The 12,827-nt window shown below is 39.6% G+C and carries 9 protein-coding genes; 6 read left to right on the top strand and 3 right to left on the bottom strand.

Annotation, left to right across the window (positions count from 1 at the left end; translation table 11 throughout):
* Nucleotides 1-13: 13 nt before the first annotated feature.
* Nucleotides 14-1,540: a bifunctional phosphoribosylaminoimidazolecarboxamide formyltransferase/IMP cyclohydrolase gene (gene purH / locus FKG96_RS08920; RefSeq protein WP_130856877.1), complete on the top strand. Its 1,527-nt coding sequence runs from the start codon at nt 14-16 to the stop codon at nt 1,538-1,540.
* A 54-nt stretch (nt 1,541-1,594) separates the two neighbouring features.
* On the opposite strand, the gene FKG96_RS08915 is transcribed toward purH, so the two are convergent.
* Both FKG96_RS08915 and FKG96_RS08910 read right to left on the bottom strand, forming a co-directional pair.
* Entirely contained in the window at nt 1,595-3,502 is a 1,908-nt protein-coding gene (locus FKG96_RS08915; RefSeq protein WP_130856876.1) for a DUF3857 domain-containing protein, read from the bottom strand.
* Between the two features lie 27 nt (nt 3,503-3,529).
* Entirely contained in the window at nt 3,530-5,503 is a 1,974-nt protein-coding gene (locus tag FKG96_RS08910) for a DUF3857 domain-containing protein (protein WP_130856875.1), read from the bottom strand.
* 233 nt (nt 5,504-5,736) lie between these two features.
* Between FKG96_RS08910 and FKG96_RS08905 the strand changes: the two genes are divergently transcribed.
* From FKG96_RS08905 to rodA, 5 genes are all read left to right on the top strand, one after another.
* On the top strand, nt 5,737-6,759 hold the full coding sequence (locus FKG96_RS08905) for a rod shape-determining protein (protein ID WP_013665654.1): 1,023 nt from the start codon (nt 5,737-5,739) through the stop codon (nt 6,757-6,759).
* 73 nt (nt 6,760-6,832) lie between these two features.
* A complete protein-coding gene (mreC, locus tag FKG96_RS08900) occupies nt 6,833-7,669 on the top strand; it encodes a rod shape-determining protein MreC (RefSeq protein ID WP_130856874.1) in 837 nt (278 codons plus the stop codon).
* Between the two features lie 67 nt (nt 7,670-7,736).
* Complete coding sequence (locus tag FKG96_RS08895) at nt 7,737-8,177, top strand: rod shape-determining protein MreD (RefSeq protein ID WP_242627275.1); 441 nt, start codon at nt 7,737-7,739, stop codon at nt 8,175-8,177.
* Between the two features lie 42 nt (nt 8,178-8,219).
* Nucleotides 8,220-10,193: a penicillin-binding protein 2 gene (gene mrdA / locus FKG96_RS08890; protein WP_130856873.1), complete on the top strand. Its 1,974-nt coding sequence runs from the start codon at nt 8,220-8,222 to the stop codon at nt 10,191-10,193.
* Between the two features lie 5 nt (nt 10,194-10,198).
* Nucleotides 10,199-11,464, top strand: a complete 1,266-nt coding sequence (gene rodA, locus FKG96_RS08885; protein ID WP_130856872.1) for a rod shape-determining protein RodA — start codon at nt 10,199-10,201, stop codon at nt 11,462-11,464.
* Between the two features lie 62 nt (nt 11,465-11,526).
* On the opposite strand, the gene FKG96_RS08880 is transcribed toward rodA, so the two are convergent.
* Entirely contained in the window at nt 11,527-12,690 is a 1,164-nt protein-coding gene (locus FKG96_RS08880; protein ID WP_130856871.1) for a hypothetical protein, read from the bottom strand.
* Nucleotides 12,691-12,827: the final 137 nt, after the last annotated feature.

Genomic DNA, 12,827 nt, shown 5'->3' with positions numbered 1-12,827 from the left:
TAAAGCATCAATAATGAGTCATCCCGTTAAAATCAAAAACGCATTAATTTCTGTTTACTATAAGGACAATTTGGAGCCTCTCGTTAAACTATTACATAGTTATGGAGTGCACTTTTACTCAACCGGAGGAACTGAAAAATTTATTCGTGACCTTAATATTCCGGTCACACCGGTAGAAGATTTAACCGGATACCCTTCCATCCTCGGAGGACGGGTAAAAACCTTGCACCCGAAGGTTTTTGGAGGTATCTTAAGCAGAAGGTCTCTAAAAGAAGATAAGGAGGCCCTTGAAACTTATGAAATTCCAGAGATCGATTTAGTAATTGTCGATTTATATCCATTTGAAGAAACTGTTGCATCAGGTGCAACAGAAGAGGAAATCATAGAAAAAATCGATATCGGTGGTATTTCTTTAATTCGCGCCGCCGCCAAAAATTATAATGACGTCGTTATCATATCTTCTAAAAACGACTATCGAGAACTAGCGGAGATATTAAAGGAAAACGAGGGTTACACTTCTTTAGCGCAACGGAAATCATTCGCTAAAAAAGCTTTCAATATATCTTCTCATTACGATACGGCAATTTTTAACTACTTCAATAGAGAAGAACCTTTAGAAGTGTTCAAATACAGTGAGCAGAAAAAGACAGTATTGCGCTATGGGGAGAACCCGCATCAAAAGGGAGCTTTTTATGGAGATCTCGATGCGCTGTTCAGGAAATTAAACGGAAAAGAACTGTCTTATAACAATTTAGTAGATATCGATGCAGCTGTTGCTTTGATAGACGAATTTGAAGAACCTACCTTTGCTATTTTAAAGCATACAAATGCTTGTGGTGTAGCCAGCAGAAACAATATACTAGCTGCCTGGAAAGATGCTTTAGCGTGTGATCCTATTTCCGCTTTCGGTGGCGTACTGATTTGCAACCGCCCGATCGAACAGGACGCAGCGGAAGAAATCAATAAATTATTTTTCGAAGTGCTGATAGCGCCTTCGTTCACGGAAGAGGCACTTCGGATATTAGTGAGCCGAAAAAATCGGATTCTACTTCAAAGAAATGATATTGATTTGCCTAAAAATCAATTTAAGAGTCTTTTAAATGGCATCATCGAGCAAGACAAGGACCTGGTTATTGAAAACAAAGAAGGGATGACAACAGTAACTGACCGCGCGCCTTCCGAAGAAGATTACGCAAACTTGTTTTTCGCCAATAAAATCGTAAAGCATACCAAATCGAATACCATCGTATTCGCAAAAAACAACCAACTCTTGGCTAGCGGGGTTGGTCAGACGTCTCGTGTAGATGCATTAAAGCAGGCTATTGACAAGGCTAAATCATTTGGTTTTGATTTACATGGAGCGGCTATGGCCTCCGACGCCTTTTTCCCTTTCCCCGATTGTGTGGAAATAGCCGCAGAGGCAGGTATTGCAACTGTACTTCAACCGGGTGGATCGATCAAGGACAAGGACTCTATTGACATGGCTAATAAAAAAGGGATATCAATGGTAACAACCGGTATCCGACACTTTAAACATTAAAGCATTAATGCTTCAACAATAAAAAGACTAGCACCTAACAATTGCTAGTCTTTTTTATAAGCGCCTCAGAAATACCACTTTACTTAAATCTGTCTGGTAGATGGTATTTATGAACTGCGCAAATGTAGCGTATTTTTCAGGCGCAAACAGCCCCTCCCTGAGTATTAACTGCCTGTAGAATACCAAATTGTTTCCCTTTAAGTATAGCTTCATTGAAAACGAACCAAATTCCGTATCAAGCTGCACATCAGCTGGCTTTAGATCAATAACATAACTTTCAGGCAAGGCAAAGACCAACGAATCGACATCTCTATACCCACGATTTATAAAAAATGGCATCTTTCGTTCATGAGTTATCGGAATGGACGACTTACGGTTAAAAACATTTGGAATTAAGTAGATTCTCGTCCCACTTTTAGGGGCATATTTTTGGATTACAATGCTTAACTGTTCGATTAGCTGCGGACTAAGTCTGTTGTCTTCTTTATAGTTTATATCTTTAAAAGTGATATTATCCACCGCATACAGTTCTTTTAGCCTTTTATCCTGCTCCTGTAACGGAAGTCCTAACATAGCTAGTTGGTTATCGAACTGATTACCATAGAAAGAGGTGGACAATAAGCCGTCGATATCTCCCCCTTCACTTAAACGAAACTGCCCATGCCTCTTTTGTAAACTTTCCTCTGTAGACACCTTTGGTGTACGCATTAGTTTCCCACCTTTCTCGGTGCAAGCGAAAACGATCCTATCGTCTGTAAAACTGCCGAGAAAACCAAAGGGCGTTTTTTGGCTTGTACATTCCAACCATATTGTGTCCTTTTTTAGGGGCACTGCTAATATCACATGATTCCCTTGGTCCATGCTGGCAAAGTTTTCATCCATATCGCGTTTTATATCGCCAGCGTTAACAACACAATAGTAAGATGGTATATTAACAATGGATAAAAGAGATTGCATATAGTTGACCAGTGCCTTACAATCGCCATACCCCAACTGCTCCACCTGACTGGCTGCCATAGGCTGAAATCCTCCTATTCCGATTTGAACACTTACATACCTCATTTTTTCTTGAAGATACCTATATAAAACCCTCACTTTGTCAATATCATCATGAATATTCATTGTTAAAGCGTGAACTTTTCCGACCATTTGCGGAGTTGGTTTTTGTCGTTCAGCTAACAAATTGGTAAAAACCCATCCACCTAACTCTTCCCAATTACTATACGCACCCTTCTTGCTATAATAATAAAACTGTTCAGCCGCAACCTTCACTCGTATTTGGTACTTTTCTTTCGGTGGTGAGAGAGGCTCATTTTTACTTGCCGGAATACCCCGAACTGTCCATGTATAGATTCTTTGCTTATCATTCTTCTCTTCCAGTTTCTGCCCTTCAAAATTGATTTCCTTTATATTGATTCCGTCCGATAACCCACAGCGTAACGTATAACTGCTTTGCTCAATGGATAAGTCCCGGGAAGGTTTAGGAACCCAATCGGGAATAACAAGGTTTTGTTTTAATTTCAGTTCATACTCATAACTTACTGTAAAAGGATACTGCATTGCATTTGGAAGAAAATGTTTAACACGATTATCTTCAAACAAGGAAAAATGACTAACCGCACTCTCGTCTATGAAATCTTTTACGCTTATTTTTTTTATTACTTCACCGCTATGATCCTGAAGTATGCCGCTAATCGATTTAATCTGTGTGCTTTTATCGTATAGTATTGCTAGCCTCGCATGTTCCAAACCAGCCCTGTTGAGGATTGTCAGTACTTGCTTAACATGTAAAATAACGTCATCGGATGATCGTATATTGACCGTCCATTGTTGATCCCTTACAACGGCATTTGCCCGCTCCGTCAACTTTTGGGGGATCTCATCCACAGGGAAACGGTCTTGTGCGATGCTTTGTACAACTGAAAATAAAAACAGTATGCACGCATAGTATCTGTTTAACATAAACAAGGTTTCTTAAAGATCTTCTTATTAAATACGCTTTTTTAGAACGATATCCGTCTTTTCCAGTTGAATAATTCGACTAAAAAACTCCTTTAAACTCAAATATTCATCAGGTGCAAAAATCATTTTGTTGAATCGCAGCACTTGCTCACAACGCAAACGATTATTTTCCAACTTTATGCGGTTAAAAAACTGCCCTCCTCTTTCAGCGAGCACTATATTGACATCCGCGGGCTTCGAGACTAAATCATAAACTGTAGGTAAGGCGATATCCAATTCATAACTCTCTTCTGATGAATTTCCAAAATCCACGGGATAAGTCCTTTCGGAAAGAGTGAATGGATTTTTGCTTATCTTATTCAAAATGAACGGATTGAAATAAGCATTTTCGGATGGCAAGCTATCAAACAATTTAATAGTTACCTGATAATTTTCTATCAGTCCAACATCCGTGGAATCAATACCTGCTACGTTAGCTTCGACGATTTCCATTCCTACACTTTCTTCCTTTTTCTTTTCAATAAACTGATCAATATTTGGATAACTAGCGATCTCTTTTCTTTTAAGATAGGCCGCGTAATTAAAACTCGCTACTTTTATTTTGCCTCTCAAAATCCCATCATCCGATAGCTCGCCGGTTAGTACATAATTCGTATGACGTTTCATATTGGACTTAATATCAATCCAGTATGAGGGTTTGTCCAATGGCAACACTCGTCCTTGATCGTTTAGGCAGCGCAACGGCAGCATACCAAAAGGTAAAAAAGGATCAGACGCATCTAATAAATAACTTTCTCCGTCGACATTTAATTGGCTAATAACATAATTGAATTCCGAAATAACCGGGTTAAGCTTATTTACTATTCCATGCTCTCTGGTCGAAAGGATAACTGCATTGGCATCCAGTCCGGCAGCCGACAGAGCGGCAACCAGTGCAAGATTTATATCAGCTATGTTTCCCTCATGTCGTTCTAAAGCCCTTTTTATTCCAAGTTCACTGAAAACGCCATAATAGGCATTCCATTTAATTTGATTTTTTATGTAGGTATAAATAGCCTTCGCTTTTGCAAGATCATTTATGTCAGCGGATATTATATTCGCCAACAGTTTTTCGAATATTGCTTCTTGTTTTATCTGCGCTCCCAAGCTTCTATCAGTCAACAGCTCCCTATCCACATTTTTCCATTCCTTTGTATAATGATGTTTAGAACCATTTCGTAAATAAACAGTAGCCAGTTCAAAATAAATGGCCGATTTAAAATTAGACGCTGCCGTCATATAGTCTTCTTCGATAAAAGCCGGAATATTCTCCATGATATAGACCATCCGCGAACAGTCAATCGGCCAACCGGGCAAGCGGAATCCCTCCCGAAGTATGGAAGACTTTTGCTCTTTCAATTTATACGGCCCTCTCATGATAACATTATATGTATATGTGGCAGGTATAATCGCTTCAAATTCACTTCTGATTTTAGGAATGTCTGCCTGAAATCGCCAGGTTCTAAAGTTATATATCAAAGGAGACATGATCCGATAACTGTATTCAATAATGCTACCATCTTGAATATCGGGCATGCTAAACTTCGTTAATTTGACATATTTGCTTAACTCTTCTTGATACGTATTTTTAGTATTCAACCAAGTTTCTGTTTTTCTACCATCGCGAAAATTATAGGTTACTGCTTTAAGATCTTCCAGATATTCTGCTTTATCGTCGCTTATACGCAAAGGAATCTGGATATTTGCCTGACTAGGATCATCTTTATTAAATATTTTTAACCTTACATGGTGTGTGAAAGCGATATTCAACTCACCGCGCTGATCATCAAAAACAAACATCGCTGTTCCATATTCGTTAAGAACAACAGCATTTGAGATACTATCCAGTTGATAGCTCTTTACGGCTCTTTCTGTATCGCTTATCAGTCCAAAAGAAAAATCCTCTGCTGTTCCCGAAAAAAACTGAAACAAAAGGCAGATCGATAAAAAAAATCTGGTCATGAAATAGGGTTTAGATCGTTAATGAAGTAAATATAGTAAAATAACAAAAAAGTTGTAGAAGCTTACAATAACCCATTACTGAATATTCCCGAATTGTTCGTTCGCTAACCCTCAATAGAGCTTTCCGAACCGTTGTTTTTTTTTCTCGCTATTGTAGCATATCGGGTTCATATTGTGATATTTTTGTTTTAATTTTGCGGACTATATTCAAGAAACATTTAAAAGATTAGCGAATGGGGCTATTTAACTGGTTTACTCAAGAAGTTGCCATAGATTTAGGTACGGCAAATACCCTAATAATACATAATGACAAGGTGGTAGTAGATGAGCCCAGTATTGTGGCTTTCGATCGCACCACGAACAAGGTGATTGCTATCGGTAGGCAAGCCATGCAAATGGAGGGTAAGACCCACGACAATATACGGACAGTAAGACCATTAAAAGACGGTGTAATAGCCGATTTCAATGCTGCTGAATATATGATCAGAGGCATGATAAAAATGATCAACAACGGTAAAGGTTGGTTTTTCCCATCCTTAAGAATGGTGATCTGTATCCCTTCGGGCATTACCGAAGTAGAGAAACGAGCCGTAAGGGATTCAGCCGAGATTGCCGGAGCTAAAGAGGTATATTTAATTCACGAACCTATGGCTGCCGCAGTCGGAATTGGCATCGATGTAGAGGAGCCAATGGGCAATATGATTATTGATATTGGTGGTGGTACAACAGAAATTGCCGTCATAGCTCTTTCAGGGATCGTATGCGATCAATCTATTCGGGTTGCCGGTGATAACTTCGATTCAGATATTGTACAGTATATTCGCAGACAGCATAATATCATGATCGGAGAACGAACTGCCGAAAAGATCAAAATAGAAGTCGGAGCCGCGCTTCCGGAATTACAAGACCCACCTCCTGATTTTGCCGTTCAAGGTCGCGATTTAATGACCGGAGTCCCCAAGCAGATAACCGTGTCCTATACAGAAATTGCCCATTGCTTAGACAAGTCTATTTCTAAAATTGAAGAGGCTATTTTAAAGGCCTTAGAGATTACACCACCGGAATTGTCTGCAGACATTTACCAAACCGGCATTTATTTAACAGGGGGCGGCGCCTTACTCCGAGGTTTGGATAAGCGCGTTCAGGCCAAAACCAAATTACCTGTCCATGTAGCAGAAGATCCACTAAGAGCTGTAGTACGCGGCACGGGCATCGCGCTTAAAAACATCGGCGGTTATAAATTTTTAATGCAATAATAGCATCGATCATCTATGGCGTACATTCATTTATTTTTGGTACGCCATCTTATTATAAATTCCAAAACAACATATGCGCAACCTTTGGATATTCATTAGTAAGTATAATAACTTCTTTTTGTTTATCCTTTTTTTCAGCGCCGCCGTTGCACTTATTGTAAAAAACAACGGCTTTCAGCGGGCCAGTGCATTAAACTCCTCTAATACCGTAATTGGTGGTATCTATCAAAAGATTGATAATTTCACGCAATATTTAAATTTAAAACAAACCAATAAAGACTTATCCGAGGAGAACGCGTACTTACGAAGTCAATTAAAAAGCTCATTATACAGCAAGTTGATTGAACAAGATTCTGTATTGGATTCACTAGGTCAAACACAATATACCTACATCGTAGCCAGGGTTATCAATAATAGCATCCATCAGAAGAACAATTACCTAACGATCAATCGGGGTAGCGAAGAAGGAATCGTTAAAGGAATGGGCGTAATTTCTTCACATGGCATTGTCGGGATTGTGTTGAATGTCTCTCCTCATTTTGCTACCATTCAGTCGCTACTACATGCTGACACGAGAGTAAGCGCTAGTTTAGCGAATAGTAACGCATTCGGCTCTTTGGTTTGGGGCACAGAAAATTTCGATTCGCGCAAAGCAATTTTAAAAGACATTCCCAATCATGTAAAAGTGCGCCCTGGTGAAGAGGTAGTAACTTCCGGCTATTCTTTATTTCCTCCCGGTATTTCTATCGGAAGAGTGATAAAAACGGGCAAAAGCGGTGACAGTTTTTTGGATATTGAGGTGAAGCTGAATAACGATTTTAATACACTGCAATATGTTTATATCATCAAAGATCAGTTCGCAAGCGAAAAACGGCAATTAGAAGGAGACACGATAGCAACAAATGAGTAGGATTTTACTGTTAAATATCATCCGATTTATAGTTTTAATAACTATGCAGGTATTCCTTTTCAAGAACATGGGATACTACAATTTGGCTACACCCTATCCGTATATTCTTTTCTTACTCATGTTGCCTTTGGGTATGCCTAAATGGTTATTATTTGTTATCTGTTTTTTTACCGGTCTTATTGTAGACGGCTTTTATGACACGTTGGGTGTAAACGCGGCAGCGTGTGTAGCACTCGCCTTCTTACGTACAACTTTTATCAGCATCACCGTTCAATTGGAAAATCACGAAACATTCGCCACCCCTAGCATCAGTGAGATGTCTTTTAGATGGTTTTTCATTTATTGTCTCGTATTGTCTCTTTCGCATCATTTCGTTTTAACACTATTGGAAGCGTTCACCTTCAGCAACTTTCATTATACACTCGTTCGTGCTGTTTTAAGTTGTATATTTACGGTACTATTAATTTTACTTTTTTCTTTACTTTTCTATCAAAGAAGTAGACGCTAATATGGTGTATCCTTCATTGAAAAGCCAATATTCTACTAGCACATGAATAACAGTTTTTTTGAAAGAAAGTACGTCGTTCAAGGAATCTTTATAATAGCTGCCTTTTTATTGGCTTGTCGACTTTTTTATCTACAAATCATCGACGATTCGTATATACTCTCTGCAAACAATAACGTATTAAGAAAAGTTGTTATCTATCCCGCTAGAGGCGTTATTTTAGATCGAAATGGCAAAATATTGGTTCAAAACGAACCGGTTTACGATCTAATGGTCACTCCAAGAGAGGTCAAGCCTTTTGACACCTTGGCACTTTGCGAGCTGATCGGTATTGACAAAGAAGGCTTTGATAAGCGTTATCAAAAAGCTGTCAACTTTTCTCCCTATCGTGCATCCATATTTGAAAAACAATTATCAGCGCAAACGTACGCCAGACTACAGGAGAAATTATTCCAATTCAGGGGATTCTACGTTCAAAATCGAACGGTACGAAGCTATCCGGATTCGGTTGCCGCTCAATTTCTGGGCTATATCAATGAAGTTACGGAAAAAGATATTGAGCGATCCAATAACTTTTACCGTCCTGGTGATTACATCGGAGTAAGCGGGGTGGAGCGTGCTTATGAAGAACTATTAAGAGGCCAACGCGGAGTACAGAATTTAATGGTTGACGCCTTTAATCGTCCAAAGGGACACTTTATGGATGGAAAGTACGACACCCTCGCGGTCGCAGGAGAAGGCCTTGTCTCTTCTCTTGATTTAGAATTGCAAAAACTTGCTGAAAAGTTCATGAAGAATAAGCGTGGCTCGGTAGTTGCCATAGAACCCTCAACAGGAGAAATTTTGGCCTTTGCCAGTACCCCAAGCTACGATCCGAATCTAATGGTGGGGAGGGAACGGGGTAATAATTACATGAAGTTGCTGAATGATCCCAATAAACCTATGTTCATTCGCCCCATTCAGGCTCAATATCCTCCAGGATCAGTGTTTAAGGTTGTAAGTGCACTCGTAGCGCAACAGGCAGGCATGATCGATGAGCATACCCGATGGAATTGTCCCGGTGGTTACAGTTATGGAGGAGGTAGAGGCTTTATGCGCTGTACCCACGTTCATGGCACGATCGATCTTCCTGCAGCTATTCAAGGCTCTTGCAATACTTATTTTGGCCATGTATATGCAAGAATGATTGATCAACGAAAAATGAAGTCAACTAAAGCCTATTCACTTTGGCGAGATGCTATCATGAAATTTGGTGTCGCCCAGGAATTGGGCGTCGATCTTCCAAATGAGAAAAAGGGACTTCTTCCGACGGCCGACTTCTATTCCAAACGTTATGGAAACGATAAATGGGGTTCAGGATACAATATCTCAAACTCCATTGGACAAGGAGAGGTTGAAATTACCACTTTACAAATGGCCAATATCATGGCAATCGTTGCCAACCGAGGGTATTACTTTCGACCGCACCTGATAAAATCCATCGGAGAAAAAAAAGTAGTAAAGAAGGAGTTTATTGAGAAAATACCTGTTGGCATCGACCAGAAATACTTTGAGCCGGTTATAGAAGGAATGAGCCGCGTCGTTAAATATAATGCCAATATTCGAATCCCGGATATAGAAATGTGTGGAAAAACCGGTACAGCTCAAAACCCTCACGGTAAACACCACTCCGTTTTCTTTGCTTTTGCTCCAAGGGTAAATCCAAAAATTGCCATTGCTGTTTTCGTAGAAAATGTAGGCTATGGTGCAACCTATGCAGCGCCAATAGCAAGTATGATGGTTGAAAAATACCTAAAAGATACCATCAGCATGTCTAAAGCTGTACAAGAAAGAGTATTGAAAGAAAGCAATTTAATCGTGCCCGAGCCTCCTAAAAATACTACGGAACCGGTTATCAGTAAAGCAAACGGCAATAAACCGCAATCAAGAAAGCGCGAAAGCTATGTTAAACATAATGAAGTGGCAGTTATTAATGAATTGAAAAGGCGCATCGAATACAAAAACAGCGAAGGAAGATAACATTCATGAATCAAACAAAAAAAATATACGGTGGCTCTATTGATTGGATAACAGTATTCATCTGGTTGACCCTTTGTATTATCGGCTGGTTTAATATTCGTGCTGCCGTCTTTGACCCACAACACGCCAGCTTAATAAGCCTGAGCACCAATTATGGTAAACAGTTCATTTACATTTTAGTGTGTTTGTTAGTTGCTTGTGCAGTGATGATTATCGATGGTAAATTTTACAATTATATATCCCCAATTCTGTACGGGATTACTCTTCTTCTCTTGGTCATCGTTTTAATCGTAGGACGCAACGTGGGCGGTAACCAAGCTTGGATTCCAATCGGCACCTTTAGGTTGCAACCTTCAGAATTTGCTAAATTGGGCTCTTGCTTACTATTGGCAAGGTATTTAAGTTCACATAGCAATAAAATGCCAAATCTTAAAACTTTGGTATTTGGGGCACTCATCCTTTTTGTACCGGTACTTCTCATCATGCTTCAACCGGACACGGGCTCTGCACTTACCTTCTTTGCACTTACGCTTGTTTTTTATCGTGAAGGCTATGTCTCGGGTCAATTCCTCGCATTCGCATTTATCTGTATCATTCTCTTTATTCTTACGCTACTTTTCTCCCAGTGGTATATCATTGGCGTACTCGCTATATTAGCGGCATTGTCAATCTATATGTTTAAAAGAAGCCGTAAAGTAATTCAGTCAATTGTAATTGCTTTTATAGCCTCTGCTGTTTTTGTATTGCTGGTTGATTTTGCTTACGAACATGTTTTACAGTCGCACCAACGCAATCGGATTGATGTAATTCTCGGAAAAGTAGATGATCCCCGAGGACAGGGTTACAACCTGAATCAATCCAAAATAGCCATCGGGTCGGGGCAGCTTTTTGGAAAGGGATATTTACAGGGAACCCAGACAAAATATAACTTCGTTCCCGAACAAAGTACGGATTTTATTTTTTGCACAGTAGGTGAAGAATGGGGTTTTGTTGGTTCAATGGTTATTGTATTGCTGTATATGACCTTACTACTGAGGATAACCCAGCTGGCAGAACGACAGCGATCCGCATTTGCCAGAATATATGGCTATGGTGTTGCCTCCATTTTCTTTTTTCATTTTTTTATCAATATCGGTATGACAATAGGGATTGTACCTGTCATTGGTATCCCGCTACCTTTCCTTAGCTATGGAGGCTCTTCTCTACTGAGTTTCACCCTGCTGCTCTTTATCCTACTGAAATTTGACTCGAACAGAAAAGGAGTTGTTTAATAAAAAATCCAGGCACTCGAAGATACCTGGATTATCTCATTGAACAATCGTGTCAAACACTATTAAGCGAATCTTTGCCGCAATATGGCATATAATTTATCTACTGTGGCTTGTTTATTTGCCCAGTTATTCTTTTGAGCATAATTACTCTGCAGGAAGGTATCCGCATCGGCAAAATTATCATAACGGCTTAAGAGCTCAATCGCCTCTGTATAAGCTAAACTATAACCATTGAACAAGTCTTTGATAAATAGCAGCTTGTCATTCAAACTAACAGCTGATTTTATATCCGTAATCCGTTTAGTGGTAGTCGGGGATTCTTGTTTGGCAAAATTACCGGACGCTTGCTGTTCATTCAATATACCTTGCTCTTGCTTACGTTGAGCAGAGAACAATTCGTTTAAGGTCATTGGACGCTTTGGTTCTTCTTGTTTTGGCTCAGCCTTGTTTTGATCATTCGGAATAACAACTGATTTGGCCTCCTCTATAACCTGTTTTGATACGGGCTCCCCTTCTCCCGCCGACATAGTCTCTTTCTCTGTTTTTTCCTTTTCTACTTCGTTTTCCCCCATAAATCCTACACCGGTTCTATCTACTTCTTCCTTCTCTTCTTCATCAGGGTCCTTCTCCAGCATACGCTCAGTATGAATTTGTTGATCATCTTCTTCGCTGCTTTTTACAACCGCTGTTTCTTCAGCCGTATCTTCTGGTTGTTTTCTGTCATTTATAGGATAATCGATCCGTTCTCCTGATTCCCCCTGTTCTCTTCTTTCCTCCTCTTTTTTATCGCGCTTATCCTCTAATTTAAATTCCTCGGCTTTTTCGTCTTCACTTGCTGTGGCAGGCGTAAAATAGGTCTCTTTCACTTCTTGTTGATCTACATAATTCAATGCAGACGTTTGTTCGCCTTCTTCCTCCCTTAAGGTTACCTTTTCGTCTACTGCTTGCGCTGCACTTATTTCAGGCATCGAAATCTCCGCCTTTTCCTCTTTTTTCGCATCGAGCCCTGTCTCCTGTACATTGCTAGCATAACTTTCTGTGGTATCCAAAGAGGTGAGTTTTTTTAATATCGTTACATGCCCCATTAGATAAGTCATATTTGCCTCAAAAAGTTCCAAATGAATACCTTGTTGTTCCTTTGGATTTTCCTTTAGAAACTCATACTGTTCAGTCAAATCCTGCAACAGACCACCTATCTTTTCAAAAATGCTTTTCTGTGTTACCATAATATGTATTAACGCTTATTTATCCTAAATGTTGAAGAATATTAGTCAAACTTAGATAAAATAGCATGGATTGGCAAGAGCTATCTTGCTCTATTGGTTATTATTAAGCAACCATGCTTTCTTATAGCGAAGCCAAG

It is taken from the genome of Olivibacter sp. LS-1 (genome assembly GCF_008245145.1).
Lineage (GTDB): Bacteria > Bacteroidota > Bacteroidia > Sphingobacteriales > Sphingobacteriaceae > Olivibacter > Olivibacter oleidegradans.
Note: the sequence above shows the minus strand (reverse complement) of the source record. Positions and strands in the feature narration are given on the sequence as shown.

Bases quoted from the DNA above. Each gene is read 5' to 3' on its own strand.
- purH (WP_130856877.1), top strand. From the start codon at position 14: ATGAGTCATCCCGTTAAAATCAAAAACGCATTAATTTCTGTTTACTAT.
- FKG96_RS08915 (WP_130856876.1), bottom strand. From the start codon at position 3,502: ATGTTAAACAGATACTATGCGTGCATACTGTTTTTATTTTCAGTTGTA.
- FKG96_RS08910 (WP_130856875.1), bottom strand. From the start codon at position 5,503: ATGACCAGATTTTTTTTATCGATCTGCCTTTTGTTTCAGTTTTTTTCG.
- FKG96_RS08905 (WP_013665654.1), top strand. From the start codon at position 5,737: ATGGGGCTATTTAACTGGTTTACTCAAGAAGTTGCCATAGATTTAGGT.
- mreC (WP_130856874.1), top strand. From the start codon at position 6,833: ATGCGCAACCTTTGGATATTCATTAGTAAGTATAATAACTTCTTTTTG.
- FKG96_RS08895 (WP_242627275.1), top strand. From the start codon at position 7,737: ATGGGATACTACAATTTGGCTACACCCTATCCGTATATTCTTTTCTTA.
- mrdA (WP_130856873.1), top strand. From the start codon at position 8,220: ATGAATAACAGTTTTTTTGAAAGAAAGTACGTCGTTCAAGGAATCTTT.
- rodA (WP_130856872.1), top strand. From the start codon at position 10,199: ATGAATCAAACAAAAAAAATATACGGTGGCTCTATTGATTGGATAACA.
- FKG96_RS08880 (WP_130856871.1), bottom strand. From the start codon at position 12,690: ATGGTAACACAGAAAAGCATTTTTGAAAAGATAGGTGGTCTGTTGCAG.